Here is a 17,736-nt window from a genome sequence, read left to right on the forward strand (position 1 = left end):
AGATTGACCGTCCTGTCATGCCAACCCGGTTGAGTTCATATACTCCAGTTTTTTTTCATAGCGCCATGGGAACGTTTTCAAGCGTTAAGGGGTTTTAACGCACGCTTTATCTATCAGGGAAAATGAGAGTTTATGTTCATAATGGATAAATCTTTAATATCGATCTTTCTACTTAAGCCTTCTTTTTCAAGGATAGTAATGCTTAGCTTCATCTAAAAATATACGCATAAATGCCTAAGCGATATTACTAAACGACGTCACGTACGGGCCGTTTTATCCCATTTGCCACATTGGTCATTCACTGCAGTTCTTGAGCCCCGCAGGTGCGAATGCGTTCGCACTGGCTCATGCCGATGTCCGGCGCTGTCCTGGGTCGAATACCAGACGTAGGCGCTCCAGACGAATTCGACCCTATACCTGGACCCGACTTGAATAAGCGCCGCGCCAGGGACACTTTATTTAATTTAATCGATCTAAATTCAAGTAACTGCAACTAAGACATATTGTGTTATCTAATCCTTTGGAGAGAAGCTATCCATACCGGGTCAGGATTCGGTTCAAAGGTTAAGATTTGCAATGCGCAAAAACTGCCGGTAGAGTTCCGGCTCTTACCTTTGACTGATTGAGTTACCTTAGGAGCCATGCACTATGAACATTTATCCGAAACTCCGCATGCTCGGCCTGGGCTTGGCGGGCGGACTGTTTTGCCTGTCCGTATCGGCGGCCGATCTTGATCGCGCGGCCATAGAAAAACTGCTCGCTACAGCGAGCAAAGCGCATCCTGCCGATCTGCGCAGAAAAGATCTGACTGACCTGGATTTGTCAGGGCTGGACTTCCGGCATGCCGACCTGTGGGGCTCGGATCTGCGCAGAAGCAACTTGAGCAACAGTAATTTATCGGGCCTGAATCTGGATTTGACGGTCATGTCCAAGATCAATCTTTCCGGCGCCGATCTGTCCAATGCCAGTATTTTCGGCGTGCATATGGGCGGCGCCAACCTGAGCCATGCCAATCTGACCGGCAGCCGGTTTATCGCCAATCTCGACAGGGCGAACCTGAGCCATGCCAACCTATCGCATGCCGACTGGGGCGTCGATATGAAAAATCAGCCGATGGGCCTGATGCGGGTCAGCCTGAACAACGCCAACTTGACGGGCGCCAATCTGACCCATGCCAATCTGAATAAGTCCTTGATGCGGATGGCCAATCTTTCCGGGGCTAATCTAAAAAATGCGATTCTGTTTGACGCCGACCTTACCCGCGCCAATTTTTCCGGCGCCGACCTGACAGGCGCGGATTTGTCGGGTGCGCATTTGAAGGATGCCGATTTTACCGGCAGCACGGTGACCGGCACGCAATTTACCGGCGTCAAGGACAAATCGACGTTTCGCGGACTGGATTCCAGCAAAGGTATCGAATCCGCTGTGTTTGATTAATCGCCGTCCACCTACTCAATAATAAGAAAAATCAACTATGCTAAAACCCCGCACAATAACCACAGCAGCGGCATTGCTCGGCCTGTTGAACAGCATGGATGCGATCGCCGGCTCAGCTCCGCAATCCGTGGAGCTTTATTTCGATCAGAAGACCAAGCAGATTGTCGCCGAACCGGGCAAAAACCGGATTAAACTGGGCGCGTTTCTGGCAGCCGAGAGTCTGGAGCAAAAAATGCAGGAACTGACGGCCATAGAAAGCCGGCTGGACGCCAAGTCCAAGGCTTTAGATGAGAAACTGAAACAGCTCGAAAAGCTGGAGTCGGCGCCGGCTATGGCAACTGTCGCGCCGCAAAAAGCCGTGCCGGTAAAAGCGGAAAGCGCGCCTGTACAAGTTACGGAAGAAAAAAAATCCGCCGAGACAAAATCCAAATCGTCCGACAAATTCCCTGTCACAGCCAGTTACGGCGATAAAGGCTTCGAGCTCAAGACCACGGACGGCAGGTTCGCCATGCAGATTCAAAACCGCCTGCAGTTCCGCTATGCCAATCCGTTCGACAGCGATCCTCGCTCGATCGAGGATCTGGAACGCGGCCAAAGCTCCTTCATGGTGCGTCGGGCACGGCTCAAGGTCGGCGGACATGCCTATTGGCCCTGGCTCAAATATTATATGCAGTATGACTGGAGCCAACCCGTCCTGCGCGACTTTTACCTGGACATCGGCAAGTTTCCCTGGGCGCAGCTTCGACTCGGCCGCGGCAAGGTCATCTGGAACGACGAACGCGTGACCTCCTCCGGCAGGCAACAATTCGCCAACCGCTCGATCATCAACGATATCTTCACGGTCGACCGGCAGCAGGGCGCGCAACTGCACGGCCGCATCTTTCCCGATGAATGGTACGATTTCAGCTATGCCGCCGGCGTCTTCACCGGACTGGGCGTGGGCGAGCGCAACAACGATGACGACAACATGATGTATTCGGCACGGCTGCAGTGGAACTGGCTGGGCGATGAACTCCCCTTCTCCCAGTCCGACGTTGAATTCCATGTAAATCCGGCCTCCAGCCTGGCATTCGCGGCCGCCACGAATAAGAGCAGATGTACCGCCTTCGAAACAGCGAGCGATAGCTGCCGCGCATTGCCCGGTTTTGAAGTCGGCGATCCCGGACAATTCCGCGTCAACCAGATGATGGAGGAATTCCGTTTCAAATGGCGGGGTTTCTCGCTTCAGCATGAATTTCACTGGAAGCAAGTGGAAGATACGCTGGCAACTGTGGGCGATGCCCGAAGAAGAACCGACCTCACCGGCAGTTATGTGCAGGCCGGCTATTTCCCTCATTATCTGATCCGTGAAGTGCCCAGACAACTGGAGTTTGCCGTCCGCTATGCCTTCGTCGATCCCAATGTCGATCTGTCCAATGATCTTCAGCAGGAAGTCACGGCGGCGATCAACTGGTTCTTTTCCGGACACTCCAACAAACTGACCTTCGAAATCAGCCATTTGAGCGTTGAAGATCCCGTCAGCCTTATGGAACAATCCGAGGAAAGAGCCAGGATGCAGTGGGATATTTCTTTTTAATTGATGTTACGCACCTGCAAGGTCGAATTCACTTGCGCCCTATAGCGCTTCGACCCAAGCTATCCACAATGCTTTATATAAAGTTTCCGCAATATCTGAGTGAAAAGACTACAGTTACTCACGCAAAACATTTCGGCCGGGGCAACATGCCCCGGCCGGCTGTGAGCGCAACAACCGTAATAAAAGACGGCCCGTAAGTCACATCGGTTAATGAACAACAATTTTCTCGGCCTTACGCTCCTCATACTTGCCGATCGTCAGTAAATCCCATACCAATAACCCTAAGCCGGCCGCCGTCACCAGACCAAAGATCATGCGCCAGTTCATGGCGTGCTGGAACGAGGGCTGGTTCTGCGCGGCAAAATAGCCGGCCCAGGTCGAGCCTTCCACGGCCCGCTCGATAAACGACTGCTCGTAACCGGCGATCAGCAACGCGACGGTCATGCCGACTACACCGGCATTCAACAGGCCCAAGGCCCATTTCCAGCGCCAGGCATGCCGGGTGCCGGCGGCCATCCAGACATTGCCGCGCCAGTGCTGAATCGCCAGATAGAAGAAGGCGATGTTGATCGTGGCGTAAGCGCCGAAGAACGACAGATGACCATGCGATGCGGACCACTGCGTGCCGTGCGTGTACAGGTTGATCTGCGGCAACGTATGCATGAAGCCCCAGACGCCGGCGCCGAAAAAATTACCGAAGGCATGGGCGATAACCCAGGCCAGCGCCGGATGATTGACGGTTTTGAACGCGTGCACGCCGGAATCATAAATGGCGTGCACGACCATCGCGACCAGCGGAATCGGCTCTAGCGCCGAGAAAAACCCACCCACCGACAGCCAGTATTCGGGCATACCGATCCAGAAGTAATGATGCCCTAGCCCCAGGATGCCGGAACCGAACATCAGTGCGACTTCGATATACAGCCAGGTCTGCACGATCTTGCGCCTGGCGCCCAGCAGTTTTATCAGCGACCAGGCCATGATTACGCCAACCAGCACTTCCCAGGTCGCCTCAACCCATAAATGAATCACCCACCACCACCAGTACTGGTCATGCGTGATGTTGGTCATGTAAAACATGCCGGCCAGGTAAAGCCCGATCAGCGCAATCAGGTCCAGCGTTAAAACCCCGGCAATGCCGGACCATTTGCCCTTGCTGAACGTCGCCACCACGTTGTAGGAAAAGACCAGCATCACCGCTGTAATGCCGAGATCAGCCCAGCGCGGCGCTTCGATATACTCGCGGCCCTCGTTAATGAACCAGAGACTGGAATCCTTGCCCGGCCCGATCTGAATAAACAGATAAACCAGCACCACCAGCGTAACCGCGCCGGTCAGCACCCAGAAGGCGATATTGGCCCACTTCAGACCGACAATATCGGTGCCGCTTTCGTCTTCGATCAGCCAATAGATAGAGCCGATGAATCCATACAGCATCCATACGATCATGGCGTTGATATGCACCATGCGGTTGACATTGAAATCCAGAATGCCGTACAGAAAATCGGGGTAAATGAACTGCAGGGCCGACAGCAGGCCGAACAGAATCTGGGCAACGAATAAAATCATCGCCACGGTGAAATATTTAACGGCCAGTTGTTGTCCGGCAGTTAGATTGCCACTGTCCAGATTCACCCAGACTTTGAAATCGTTCAGAAGTCTGCGCGCCTTATCCAGTACCGAAGCGGGTTTAGGAATAACGTCGTCCAATTGGGTTGTATTCATGATCACTCCTCCGCTTCAATGGTTTTAAAGTTATACGGAAAGCCATTGGTATCGATGCTCGACATCCACTTTAAAAACGCGACAAGGCCTCTCGCTTCCTGCTCGGTGATGCCCAGATTGGGCATTTTGCGATTGCTGCCGAACGTCCGGGCGTTGCTCTCGGGATTCATCAGAAACTTAACCATCAAATCCTCGCGCAAGTCTTTCGAAAGCCAGCCCTGATCCAGCCAGGCTTTGGTCAGGTCAGGCGCAAAATAAGCGCCATTGCCCAGAATGGTGTGGCAATTCATGCAGTTCCTGGTCTGCGCGGTTTTTTTGCCGAGATCGACCAGCTCCGCGGCTTCCTGTTCGGTCATTTGCTTGCCGAATAAAAACTCATCTTCGCCGATAACCGGCACTGATTTATTGAGCTCCTTGTTGAACTGATAGTCGATTTTTTTATTGATCACAGCGTAAGCCGGCACCCGCTTGCCGCCCGCCGTGGTTTGGCTCAGCGAATCCATCGTCAACACGATTAAAATCACAAACGATACGGCCGTCACCCAGATAGCCGTCTTTTTCCAGAATGATTCCGAAGCCCATAGCGGTGTTTCGTTCATTGCTCGTCCTCCTGTATTTTTGTTTTTATTGGGGTATCCACAGACTGTTCATGCGTTTTAACGCACAAATGCCAGATGCCGATAGGCGCAAAGAAATAGCCGACGCCCATCGCCACGGAAATAATCAGCCAATATCCTTGAAATTGCGCGGCCCGTGTCAGTTCAAGCACTGATGCAATCAGCACGGCATAAGAGGCTAGAGCGGCTATTTTGATGCCGATATGCGCATTGACTTTGGACCAGGCGAACAACAGCGCATAAGCGGCCCCGGCCAGAATGATCAGCGCCGAGGAAAAGAACGTGATAAAGAAGTCTTTTAAAGCAACGGGTTCAATCATAGCCGGTTAAAACGAAATTAATGATTAATAAACCGTCAATAAAAAACGGTGACTAGCCGATATTAATTACTACTACCAACTAAATATAAATACGTTAACTGCTCAAGCAGTGATTTTCACCGGCGGCTTAATCAAGGGAAGTGGAAGCGACGTGAAACGCATCCGCATAAATATCTTTCAAACTCGCGCCATTAAGGTAGGCCTGCCTTTTAGTCTCATTGACCATTTCCGGATGGCCGCACAGAAAAACGCGCCAGCCCTTCAGGTCAGGCAATTGACTTAAGGCAACGTCATTAGCGCGGCCTATCGCCACGCCTTCGGGTGAATCGCCGCGCGATACGCAAGGCGTATAATGAAAATTCGGATGCTGCCGTTCCAGTTCCAGCATTTCTTCAATCCAGTAAAGCCCATCCATTTCACGACTGCCATGAAATAAATGAATATCTCCGGTATGCCCTTGTTGCAGCGCTTCGGTTATGATGCCGACTAACGGAGCAAGCCCGCTGCCCGTACCGATTAGCAGCAGGTTCTGTTCGGGCCTGTTTGGCAGATAATAGCAAAGCCCCTGCGGATCCGAGACTGCGATCCTGTCGCCGACCAGCAGTTCCTGATGAACCCATTCGCTGAAACGGCCACCTGCCAGTCGGCGGATATGGAAAGTCAGTTTTCTGTCATGCGAGCGGCTGTTCGCGATCGAGTAGCTGCGCATCAGTCCGTCGGCTCGTTTGAGATTGACGAACTGACCGGCATAATAATCCAGCGGCTCCTCGCATTCGATTGTCAATAACAGCGTTTCCTGATTCAGCGGTTTTTTATCGACAACGGTGCCTTCGGTATAAAACTCCGGTTGTTGGCTTAGGGTAATGGCCATGTCTTGTTCCGGATAGCATAAACAAGCCAGAAAATGCTTCTGCTTGCGCAATACGTCCTTCAAGCCGCATTGCGAAGCCATGGGCGGCTCAACGTCCAGACTGCGCACCATGCAACTCTGGCAAGCGCCCTGCCGGCAACTGTTCGGAACGTCGATATTATCGCGTAGCAAGGCATCAAGAACCGTTTCGCCTTCGTAACAAAAACTGACTTGATCGCCTAACGATATTTTTTTCATGGTCACTACCCAAGCTGTCTTTAATTATTTGCCCAGAACATCACTGCGCGTGCTTTCCGCAATAGCGGCAACTTGCGCGATTAATTCCTGTGGAACATTCAACTCCTGTAAAGTTCCACCTAGATGTTCCATAACCGCATCAAAATGGGAATTGTCCAAGCCCATCTTGACCAATCTGGCGTGAGCGTTGCGCATATCGGTGCCGTTGTAGTTGTTAGGACCGCCAAAAGCCATGGTTAAAAAAGCTTTTTGCTTTGCGGCTTGCTGTTCCATATCGGTATTGTCAAAAAAGCGGTTGATTCGGTGATCGTTCAAGACTTTGCGATAAAAAATATCGACCGCCGCATTGACTGCCGCTTCGCCGCCGAGTTGATCGTAAAGTGTAGCTGTAGGTGTTTCACTCATCTCTGATACCTTATAAAAATTATTATTAAAAAACCTATGGAGCATTGATGCTCGAAAATTAGTTTAGTATCGATACAGAACTTTTGCAATATTTATATGACAAAAGCTATTTACATACACTATAATTTTTCAAGCCTTACCGATTATTTCCTTTATTTACAGCTTTCTTTCAATATTAAAAAATTAAAAAATCAACCGAAATGCCTGCAAAAAATTTATATGACTGAAGAAACGAGTTCCCGACAAGACCAGATATTGAAGCTGTTGCTGAACTCACGGCAAGGCATGAGTCTTGACGAAATCGCCGCCGCGTTGAATATCTCAAGAAATGCCGTCAAGCAGCATGTCGTCGGCCTTGAAAACAGCGATTTTATCAAAAAAGACGCATTCAGGATCACCGGCGGGCGGCCGTCGCGCAATTATGTGCTGACTGAAAAAGGCATTAACCGGTTTCCCAAGCAATATGCCTGGTTCTGTAATTTAATGCTGGCCGAGCTTAAGGCAGAGATGGGCGAAGAAGCTTTCCGACGCTACATGGCGAGACTCGGGGCTAAATTCGCGCAGACACTTATGCCGCAATTCAGCGACAAGGGACCGGTCGAACGAATCGCCGCACTAATCAAGACGATGCAGACGCTAGGCTATCACGCGTCGGAAGATCAGACCAATTCGACACCCGTCATACAGGCATTTAATTGCGTATATCACGATCTTGCTCAGCAATATCCGGAATTATGTGAGTTTGATCGCGCATTCATGTCCGCCCTGCTGGATCGCCCGATCGAGCAAACCAGGTGCATGGCATGCGATGACTGCTCCTGTCAGTTTCTTATCAAAAATAAATGACCCGATATTCTCTCACCGACCCTGCTGATCTGATTTATCGCTTATTAGTCGGCGCCAAGCCCTTCTTCCTGCAGCGCCCTTTTTACCGCGGGCCTATCGGCGATTCTTTTTTTATACTGCACCAGTGATGACCACCGTGAAATATCGATCGACATCAGTTTCGCCCATCGCAGCACAACAAATAAGTAGGCATCCGCGACGGTAAAGTCATTACCCAGCAGGTAGGGGTGCGCGGAGACATTGTCCGCCACCCATTGAAACCGGGAGGCCAGCGTTTCGCGAAACAGTTTTTTTGCCTGATCGGGCATATTGGCATTGAAGAGCGGCGAAAAAGTCTTGTGCAGTTCAGTGGAAATAAAATTCAGCCACTGTTGCAGATTATAACGTTCAAACGTACCAGTCGTGGGCGCCAGTTTTTTCTCGGGTACCCGATCGGCGAGATATTGGATAATGGCCGGCCCTTCGGTCAGTTTCCTTCCGTCATCCAGCACCAGGACCGGCACATAGCCATTGGGGCTGACGCTGCGGAAATCTTCGCCGGTTTCAGTCATTTTTTCCCGCAGGTCAACTTTAATGAGTTCATACGGCAGCTCAGCCTCGCACAAGACAATATGCGGCGAGAGCGAACATGCACCAGGACTGTAGTAAAGTTTCATCGTCAATCTCCTGAAAGGTTTAACAAAGCATTTATCTGACCGACGGCATCAGTTTTTGTGCTGCCAATGCAAGGCTCCATATACCATTTAAGGAGCCAAACTTTTAAATTGGATACTCTCTTCCTGAGACTTGTTCAAAAATAACTGGTCAAAAAATTTGTGATTCACAATTTGGGAATTGTTTATGACTGACACTGAACTCTGCCTGATCTGTATCGGCCGAACCGTTATATTGCTGCTGGCCGCCAATGGCGCACCGGTTTTAGCCCGCCATTGGCTGAAGGACCGGTTCAGCCTGCCGGTGGATATGGGCCTAACACTAGGTGACGGACGCGCGCTGTTTGGTTATAGAAAAACCTGGCGCGGCATTATCGTCTCGGTTATCACTACTTCGCTTGTTGCAACGGTTCTGGGAATGCCTGCGCTTGACGGCGCCTTATTCGGTTTGGCGGCCATGTCGGGCGATCTGCTGGCCAGTTTTATCAAGCGCCGGCAGGGCTATGCCGAGAGCAGCCGTGTCCGCAGTATCGATACAATCCCCGAATCGGTCATGCCTGCGTTGGTGCTTCATGCGCAACTGGACCTGAATGTGGCGGATATTTTAGCGGTTGCCTTGACTTTTTTTCTGATCGACGTTCTTCTCTCGCCTGTTCTGTATCGGCTTAATATTAAAAACCGTCCCTATTGATTTACACTGAGCTTTTGACTCTATCGCCGTGGCAATGCGATGGTGATTTTACATGAACAAAACCGCGACAGAATTTTTTCAGGAAGCGTTATGGATCAGAGGTTTATTACCTTAATTTAAAGGCGGTCCGTTTTCCATTTGTAAGGCGGCTTCACGACAGCGAAACCGCCTTTTATGGTTTTAGTTACGTACTGTCAGATTCACCAACTCAACCTCGCCAAGAGAAGATTGCAAAGTAATCTGGGTTGCACCGCCTAGATCAGTGGTGGTTCTCAAAGTAAATATGCCGGTCAGCGGATTGACTGACATGCTGCCGATAGGGCTTCCCGCCGTGGTATTGCCTATAAATACGTCGATTGAATGATTACTGAGCAACGAGCTTGTGCCATCAATGCGCAATTCACCTCTGCGGGTACGGAATTCCGCCCGTCTCACAGTGAGGGTTTCCTGCACTGGCGCGACCGTCACGTTGAAGCTTTCAGCGGTCGATAGCTGACCGTCCGTCACCTGCACGGTTACCGAATGGGACCCGACCTGATCAACAGTTGGTGCCCATGCGATCTGGCCTGATGTTCCATCAATAGTCATGCCATTAGGCGCGGCCGACAACGAGAATGTGAGTGCATCGCCTTCGGCATCGCTCGCTTGTACCTGTAAACTGAAGGACTGACCTGCGGTCACGGTTCGATCTGCAATCGCCGTGATCGTCGGCGCGGTATTTGTGCCGCCGCCACCTGCGCCATCGACCGACACGGTGAAGGTGACAGCGTCAGAGTCCTGACCATCCGTCGCCTCCGCGGTTACCGAATGGGTTCCAACTTGTTCAGCTGTTGGCGTCCATGCAATCAGACCTGACGAACTGTTAATAGTCATGCCGGCCGGCGCGGCCGACAATGAGAAAGTGAGAGCGTCACCTTCGGCATCGCTCGCATCCACCAGTAAGCTGAAAGACTGACCCGCGGTCGCGGTTTGCTCTGGAATATCTACAATCACCGGCGCAGTGTTAGTGCCGGTGCCAGGGCCTGTGCAGGCAAGCACAACCGGCGGCGTTACACCGATTGCGATAGCGGGTGGCTCTGCAGGTGGAAAAGCCAGCACCGTAGACGTAAAGTTGCCGGTCGCATTTGTCCCGCCGCCATTGCCGTTCGGACGATCTGCATTCGGGCTGACAAACGAGAAAATACGATCTCTGACATTGGGAAGACTAGTATCGACATAGTTCGGATCATTGTACTGCCCTGTTGGAAGTTGCGCTTGCGTACGCGGATCCAGACCTTCAAATGGATAAGGAGTTAACGGCTGAACCTCTGGCTCGCAAGTAGGGTCGCATCCGCCGGGGCTGAGCCGGCGATCCAGCGTCCAGGGTAATGCGGTAAAGAAGTTTGGCGAGGCAAGCCCATTGAGGTTGATCTCGTTGAATTCAGGAAAAGCGACGCCGCCAAGTCCCACGCCGAAGGGGAAAAGATACTGTCCATTGGTGGCCGCTTCACCTTTAACGTCCAGCGTGACGAGGCCGGGATTAGCCAGACTGTTGCCGGTACGCGCCTGAATTTCGCGCGGCATCGGGCTCAAAATACCGAATTGATCGGCGATAGCTGCAGCAGCCGTGCTATCAGTTCCACCACCATTTGGGCAGACATTAAGCGGTGCGAAGCGAGGGTCCGCTTGCAAGTGAGCGCACGGATTGAGCTTGGGATCGGCGCCAACCAGGAAATCGACGTCATGGCGGATCTTAAAAATGTTCGCGCCACCGCCTCCGATGCCCTGTGAACCGCAAGCAGTGGGATCGCCGTCGGCAGCGTTACAGCCAGCCACCGAGGCCAGAGGGAACTCATGCGGTTCATTATTAATTGGATCATAGTGAATCGACCAGATAAGCACATCGGTGGGCGCCAGTGTGGCGTAGCCTATGATGAGGGTGCGGGCGCGCTCGTTCTGGAAACCGCCGACATCCATTTCCACTTCATCCAGGAACAGATAGTCTGGCTGGCCTGCTTTTGTGGTCAACGCTTTCGCTATCATGCTCGAATGGGCGGAGAGAAAATGCACGCCATTGATCGTCTCGAAGTTACCCTCGGCAGTAATGTTGTCGCCTATCATGACAGGCGCGAATCGGCGCGAGTCATCGACCGGCTCGCCGTTATTGACAGTACGGTTGGTTGTCGGACAGAGCAGATCCCCAGAACCATCGGCGCCGGCCTGAGTGGGACCGGCAGCCTGGCCTCCCTGTATGTCGGCAAGTTGGGGCAATCCCGGAAACTGGCGCGTTGTTGCGCTTGGAATACACAGCGGATAGCCGGTGCTGAAGACGTTGGTGTAGTTGTCGGCGTCCAGGGTGAAACGCGGGTCCGGACTGCAGTTCGGGCTTCCGGCTATACAACCGGCGCCCTGCTGGACAGTATGCCGTCCGTCCGGGTCGTTCAGGCGCACCATGACGCCGGTATCGGGCTTGTTGGGGTCGCCATTGAGACGGAAATAGCCGTCCGTGTAATTGATGAATGTCACCACGCCGGTGACTACCTCGCGGCCTTTTTCGATGAATACGTCACCGGTAATGGCATTGCCGGGAACCGAGCGGTTCGCGGCAATCGTGGCGAAACCACCGGTTTTGCTGACGTTGCAAGTATCACTCTTGGCTAATCCGCTTTCTCCGGCGCTAACGCAGGCTTCAGGCGCCTGATCGAAGAGTTGCTTCAGCGTCATCCGGTTCGCCGGCAAATCCAGCAACAGATTTCTGGGGATGATGACGACCTGTCCGCCAACGACAATCGTGCCGCCCGACCAGAGATCGGCGGGATCGTTGAGAGTCAGCTTTTCGATTTCGCCGCTGACGTTTGACAGAACAGGTACTGTAGGCAGTGCTGCGGCAGCCGGGAGTGCGCTTATTAACGGTGTCGCCGTTAATAAGAGGGCTGCTCTCATTTTATAGGGTATTATTGATACGTTCATGGCTAATCCTTAATTATTGTTATTGATGTATTTATTGAATAATTCCTAAATAGTTATGATGTCTTCATATCATCGGCCCTAAAGTTAAGTTAAAAGAGTTCCCATGCTTAACAACTATATTTCTGGTCACCGTTATCCTTCTAATTAAAATGATTCGCATGAATCAAATCGGGCCAGATGAAAGCAAGATACAGGCAGTGCCTTCCAAGTTATCAGTGGATGAGTATGAGTTAGCTAATTAAGTGATAATTAATAACTATTTAAAATACGTATTACTTACTAGGCAAAATACTTATTAAATACACGCTGTTTATTAGGTTTAGATACCTATTCAAATACGGCTTTATTATTAAGGTCCGCGCTTCAGGAATCAGTATCCTCCGATATATTTAAATATTTTCAGGAATATATTTCCCCAATACCTCGATATTAGTTAACTCCCAGCGAAAACACTAACAAAAATCCTACGCCGCACGATTCAGTACCCAACCCGTGCGCGTCCGCTCGAACGGCGCCCAGACATTGAATATGCTTATTGTCCAGCGCCTCCTTCGCTATTGGTCGCAATGGCGCCGCCAACTTGCTTGGCCGAATCGGCCATATAAGTGATCAGGGCGTCCACATCAGCGTCGCTGAGCCTCAGATTCGGCATGGCTACCTCGTTGTACTTAACAAATAATTGCGTCGCGATAGGGTCTTTTTCCGCCAGCATCTGATCAGGCTCCTTCAGCCAGCGCGCAAGCCAGGCGTGGTCCCGCTGCTCAGTCACGCCCGACAGCCCTGGCCCCAGTCCGTCTTCCGTACCCAGGCTATGACAGGAGTCGCAGCGCGAACGATAAAGATCCTCGCCCCGGCTTAAGTTGGGCAGGCGCGGTGCTTCGGCATAACTTACTGATTCTGGCTTAGCCGTATGCACGCGTTGGAGCGAATAGCCGAGCAATCTAGCCAAAACCTTTGGCTCGTCGAAGGGCGAGCGTTTGATCCACTGCCCGGTAGCCTCATTGCCGACGATGAGATTAATGTGGTGATCGCCGGCTTTCTCGCTTGGCTCCTCCTCACTGTAAAGGCCCAGTTTTTTGCGCAGCAGCGTGATATCCGCCCTATTCCCGGTCAGAAATGTCCAGCCCGGCCCAACCCTGAACTTCTCGGAATACGCCTTGAGCGCCGCCGGCGTATCGTGCTCGGGGTCTATGCTGATCGAATAAAAGAAAACATCGCGGCCTACGCGATCGCCCAGCGCCTTTTGGACCTGGCGCATGCTGGCCGTCTCTGCCGGACAGGAATCCGAGCAATGCGTAAAAATGAAATTGATCGCCACCACCTTATCCTTGATAAGGTCGTCATAGAAGCGGACTGTATTCCCATTCTGCGCCACCAGAGGAATATTGGGAAAATAGTCCGCTCCCCACCGCGAACCCGCAGGAGCGGCCCAGGCAGGACCGCTCCCAAGCATCAGTGCGGTGCAGACGAACAGGAAAATGACAGCCATTACGCTCATACCTTCTGATACGTGCCGCGTTTTCATCGTCTACTTCTCCTATCAGGACTCAAGGCAGTCATTGGCAGTTAGCACTAGGGCTATCGCATCCGTCCAGATAGGTCGGCAAAACAAATGAAGGTTCATAAGAGACTCCCTCCCATCCCGGAACAGGCGTAGGCAGCACTATGGGTTTAAGTGGATTCAGGATATCCCACCGCATCAGCATGGCTTTGTCCTCGTGCTGGGTGTTATGGCAATGCTCCATGTAGGTGCCGGCAAATTCCCTGAAACGTATGGCCACATCGACACTATCTGTCGAATCCGACAGAGGGCCGATACGATAGACGTCTTTGCGCGCCCACTTTTCCCATATCGGCGGCTCCACACCGCCACGCTTCAGGATTTGCCCTTCCTCGAAATGCACGTGGACCGGATGGCTCCAGCCATTACCACCGTTTTTGATATGCCAGATCTCGGCGGTACCCTCGACCGGTGCGGCCGACAGCCGGTGCGGATCCATAGTGAGACCGCGTCCGCCATCGGTCCTGATGGTCCAGGGCTGTTCGTCGGTACCGCTGCTTCGCCCGAACTCGAACTTCCTGTGTATCGCGTTATCGAGCTCCGCCTTATCAAAAGTGGGCAGCGGAATCATCTTCAACCCGCCGTCTTCGTAATCCGCCGGATTCATGCTGAAGTCCGTGCAGCTGATTGGCCGCCCCCTCCGCTCGCATGGGCGCACGCGGAATTCGAGGAACTTGCCGACGCCCGGATCACCTTTAATGCCATCGGCTTTGTAACTGCCATTCAGGACATTCGCCAACGGTATCGCCTGTTTCGGACCTCTACCGTTTTCGTGCTCCAGCAGGTTGACGAAGTAGAGCTTTTGGCCAACAAAGTTTTTGAAATCCACGACGATATCGTAGCGCTCGGCAATGCCCTGTGAAGGCAGATCGGCGGACTGGGCATTGGGGAATGGCACTGCATGCTCCATGATGTTGCCATCATTGGCAATCATATGAGACGGCACGCGCTGGCCCTGCTCGTTGACCAGGGCGATCTTGAAGTAACGGGACACACTGCCGTTCAGGATACGGAAGCGGTAGCGGCGGGCGCGAACATCCACATAAGGCTTGTAAACCCAGTTGACAGTAATCCGATCGCCGAGGAAGCCATCCGTGTTGAAGATATTGAAAGAGAGCTGACCATCCTGATCCCAGGCCTTGTCGGCGAGCAACAGATTGACGTCATAGTCCCGGTTGCCCCAATCGAGGGCATTGCCGCTGGGCAGGCAGAGATTTACATTTTGCGGATTGGCATAGTGGCAGCCATAGCCGGGCTTTCTCCTGTCACCTCTTGCCTCCTTTATGGATTTCGGCTCTCGGCCACGGTCCACCGCGCTGTAATAGTTCATCATGGCCGCATTGCCCTTGTAGACGTTCTGCGCCGTAAAGTCGAGCATGTGATCGTGGAACCAATGGGTGCTCATCGTTTCCCGCCAGTCGCCGCGTATCTTGATAATGCCGCCATTACCGTCGGGATAACCGGCCTTGGTATCGCTGGCTGGATTATTGATGCTGTCATGCCCCGCCAGGATCATCGGCCAATGATAATCGTAGAATTCGCCCGGATAGAAGAAGGCCGCCGTGTAACCGTCACTCTCGGCCGGACTGTGGCCGTTATGCTCGTGCGTGCTGATGGTATAGCTTCCAAAGCCTGAGTTAGCCAAGGGATCCATCGGCAGCGCGTTGTAATGCCGGAACAAGACAGGTTCGCCATAGCGCGCCATGAGTAGCTTCGGCGGGAAGGTGCCGTCGAAAGTCCAGAGCGCCTCGGGTTTCTGGACGGGCATCTTCGGATGAATTCTGACTTCGAGTCCTTTCGTGGTTCCGTTGAGGGTGCCGTTGAAATGATAAAGCCCGCCACTTCCGAATTCCCCTTTGCTGTAGCCGTGCCTTTGGTATTGGTCTCGCAACCCAAGGTTGGTGCGCGCACCGGTCTGAGCGCTCTGGAAGTAGACTTTGGGAAAGAATTCATCCCACCGCTGATGGGCAAAGTACTTCCCTGAAGGCCGCCCTTCCAGGACGGTTTTACCGAACGTGCCTGCGCAATCATTAACCAGGGTTGCCCAGGCGTTGGGTAACGCATCATTTGCTGCTTCGGTGGGAAAAGGATGCAGGGGTTCTTTAAGGAAATCATCGAGATCCTTGCCGTCCGGGGTTTTATCGCAGTCAATAGGCCCCGGAATAGAGTTCGTGTTCGAAGGCGGACTGGCCGGCATCGTCCGCAAACCGAACTCCTCGAACATCAGCAGCGGAGCGCTGAATTCCGTAGCTCCAAATAATGGACTGGGCGACGCCGTAGGAGGTACCGCAGCCACGCCTGTTGGAATATCGAATCCCGCATAGGCCGGCCCGGCGACTGTACCGAGAAGACAAGCTAGCGCTGCAACTGGGTCGATATGCTTCCTTGCGCGGTCGTTGTTAAATCCCTTGGGCAAGACAGATGAACAGCGAACCAAGACCTTCCCGTGCTGGCTGGAGTTTACTATTTTGTTGATTTTCTTGAACATGATAAACCTCCGTTTTTGTTTCTAAAATTGGATTCTATCCACTGCCTGTCCTCTTCATGCTGTCGGTGATGTAGGGCGGCATTCAAATTCGTACCTTACTTAAGGTAAAAACCGTTTCGCCCCTGATCAAATTTCAACCGGTAGGAGGGCAGTTTTCTCTCGGCGCAAACAGACGGGTTCGGCCGAGGTAATTGCATCGGGTAAATCTTCCATCCACTGCGTGGTTGCAGGGCCAGGCGGAATAACAATAAAGCGATAAGAACCGTTGCGATGTCGGTCACGACACCGCGCGGATCTTCTGATAAATTCTCTTTGTTGCCGTTGGCGATATCCTTGTCAATTAACAGGACCGATAGTTAAGCGCCTGATTATTTTTCGCCGCCAACACCGGATGGATCCTATTTATACCTTTGCGAAAACTCCTGGCGCGCTGCTTCTGTCAACAGCTTGTAAGCATCTGTTATGCTGTCATGGCCACTTTTTAACAAAAGGTCCTTCCCTTTAATTAGCTTTTCTTTTTCATCTTCTGTTGAAGCGCTGGCCGCTGCGCCAGATTTCTCTTTTGCGGCTGCTATATCCTGCTTTGCGGAAGCAATTTTCTGGTCATACGCAGAAAGCAGCTGCTCATGGGCCTTAGTGTTTTTTCCCGATGCTTTAAGGGCATCTATGCGCTTTTGGATACCTAAAGAAGCCGCATCGGCATCCGATATAAGCTGATTTTCCTTTTCTGCAAGAATCTGTCCTTCCGCGCGCGCCACAGTGAGTCTGCTTTTTATCCATTCAGCCTTTATTTTATCGGCAACGTTTCTAATGTCCTGCTTAGTTGCGCTCCTGTTAATCTCTGGCTTGAATGCCTCAAACATGTCAATTTCGGCACTAAGCTCGGAAACCAGGCTTTTTCTTTCCGAATCGCTCAGAGCAGTTATGTTTTCTATCCTGGTCCTGAAGGGTCTAAGCTGATTCAGGCGATTATTAACTTGCGTTAAAAGATAATTTTTCCCTCTGCCAACCATTGTTTCCATGCTGTCGAGACTGCCTTTTTTTTCACCGAAAGCCTTTCCCGCGGTGAAGCTATCACCTTTTGCAGTTGCAAATTGTTCTTCTGCCGCCAGGCTCTTCTCCTGGACTGCCTGTGTTTTTGCAATCGACGTGTTTTCCAGGAAAACCTCATCTACAAATGAGAGCGCAAGGAATGCAGAAGCGGAAATAATGGCTGTACATAATGTTATTGCGAAATATTTCATAAAAAATACCTTAAGTTTCCAAATCAAGATCCAATAGCGCCGATATCGTGTTCGGCTCCTTTGAGCTTGCCATGCCTTAGTCGCGGCGCCTTTCGGGAGGGTGACCGCGGGAGCGG

The 17,736-nt window shown here is 52.0% G+C and carries 14 protein-coding genes; 4 read left to right on the forward strand and 10 right to left on the reverse strand.

The window, feature by feature from the left end; translation table 11 throughout:
- Positions 1–648: 648 nt before the first annotated feature.
- Together METLU_RS0107705 and METLU_RS0107710 are read left to right on the forward strand one after the other, a co-directional pair.
- Entirely contained in the window at positions 649–1,437 is a 789-nt protein-coding gene (locus tag METLU_RS0107705) for a pentapeptide repeat-containing protein (protein WP_027157713.1), read from the forward strand.
- Positions 1,438–1,474: 37 nt separating this feature from the next.
- Complete coding sequence (locus tag METLU_RS0107710) at positions 1,475–3,013, forward strand: porin (protein WP_231383570.1); 1,539 nt, start codon at positions 1,475–1,477, stop codon at positions 3,011–3,013.
- 207 nt (positions 3,014–3,220) lie between these two features.
- Here METLU_RS0107710 and METLU_RS0107715 read toward each other — a convergent pair whose 3' ends face one another.
- The 5 genes from METLU_RS0107715 to METLU_RS0107735 form a co-directional block, all read right to left on the reverse strand.
- A complete protein-coding gene (locus METLU_RS0107715; RefSeq protein ID WP_196806520.1) occupies positions 3,221–4,738 on the reverse strand; it encodes a cbb3-type cytochrome c oxidase subunit I in 1,518 nt (505 codons plus the stop codon).
- 2 nt (positions 4,739–4,740) lie between these two features.
- A complete protein-coding gene (locus METLU_RS0107720) occupies positions 4,741–5,337 on the reverse strand; it encodes a c-type cytochrome (protein WP_027157716.1) in 597 nt (198 codons plus the stop codon).
- Positions 5,334–5,675, reverse strand: coding sequence for a hypothetical protein (locus tag METLU_RS0107725; RefSeq protein ID WP_027157717.1), 342 nt, complete (start codon positions 5,673–5,675; stop codon positions 5,334–5,336). Before METLU_RS0107725 ends, METLU_RS0107720 begins: the two co-directional genes overlap by 4 nt.
- Positions 5,676–5,802: 127 nt before the next feature.
- Positions 5,803–6,783, reverse strand: coding sequence for a 2Fe-2S iron-sulfur cluster-binding protein (locus METLU_RS0107730; RefSeq protein WP_036242937.1), 981 nt, complete (start codon positions 6,781–6,783; stop codon positions 5,803–5,805).
- Positions 6,784–6,807: 24 nt separating this feature from the next.
- Complete coding sequence (locus tag METLU_RS0107735; protein ID WP_027157719.1) at positions 6,808–7,188, reverse strand: group I truncated hemoglobin; 381 nt, start codon at positions 7,186–7,188, stop codon at positions 6,808–6,810.
- A 219-nt stretch (positions 7,189–7,407) separates the two neighbouring features.
- Between METLU_RS0107735 and METLU_RS0107740 the strand changes: the two genes are divergently transcribed.
- Positions 7,408–8,034 (forward strand): helix-turn-helix transcriptional regulator, encoded by a 627-nt coding sequence (locus tag METLU_RS0107740; protein WP_027157720.1) that lies wholly within the window; start codon positions 7,408–7,410, stop codon positions 8,032–8,034.
- A gap of 44 nt (positions 8,035–8,078) precedes the next feature.
- Here the strand turns inward: METLU_RS0107740 and gstA are convergent, their stop codons facing one another.
- Entirely contained in the window at positions 8,079–8,690 is a 612-nt protein-coding gene (gstA, locus tag METLU_RS0107745; RefSeq protein ID WP_027157721.1) for a glutathione transferase GstA, read from the reverse strand.
- 184 nt (positions 8,691–8,874) lie between these two features.
- Here gstA and METLU_RS0107750 point away from each other — a divergent pair, with 184 nt between their 5' ends.
- Positions 8,875–9,378 carry a CDP-archaeol synthase gene (locus tag METLU_RS0107750; RefSeq protein WP_051299820.1) on the forward strand — a complete coding sequence of 168 codons (504 nt, stop codon included), beginning with the start codon at positions 8,875–8,877 and terminating at the stop codon, positions 9,376–9,378.
- A gap of 180 nt (positions 9,379–9,558) precedes the next feature.
- Here METLU_RS0107750 and METLU_RS0107755 read toward each other — a convergent pair whose 3' ends face one another.
- From METLU_RS0107755 to METLU_RS0107770, 4 genes are all read right to left on the reverse strand, one after another.
- Complete coding sequence (locus tag METLU_RS0107755; protein ID WP_081679047.1) at positions 9,559–12,327, reverse strand: putative Ig domain-containing protein; 2,769 nt, start codon at positions 12,325–12,327, stop codon at positions 9,559–9,561.
- A gap of 532 nt (positions 12,328–12,859) precedes the next feature.
- The gene (locus tag METLU_RS24810) at positions 12,860–13,852 is read right to left on the reverse strand and encodes an SCO family protein (protein ID WP_051299821.1); all 993 of its coding nucleotides are present in this window, start codon (positions 13,850–13,852) and stop codon (positions 12,860–12,862) included.
- Between the two features lie 31 nt (positions 13,853–13,883).
- Complete coding sequence (locus METLU_RS24815; protein ID WP_051299822.1) at positions 13,884–16,376, reverse strand: multicopper oxidase domain-containing protein; 2,493 nt, start codon at positions 16,374–16,376, stop codon at positions 13,884–13,886.
- Positions 16,377–16,774: 398 nt separating this feature from the next.
- Complete coding sequence (locus METLU_RS0107770) at positions 16,775–17,620, reverse strand: hypothetical protein (RefSeq protein WP_155920494.1); 846 nt, start codon at positions 17,618–17,620, stop codon at positions 16,775–16,777.
- Positions 17,621–17,736: the final 116 nt, after the last annotated feature.

The organism is Methylobacter luteus IMV-B-3098 (genome assembly GCF_000427625.1).
GTDB lineage: Bacteria > Pseudomonadota > Gammaproteobacteria > Methylococcales > Methylomonadaceae > Methylobacter > Methylobacter luteus.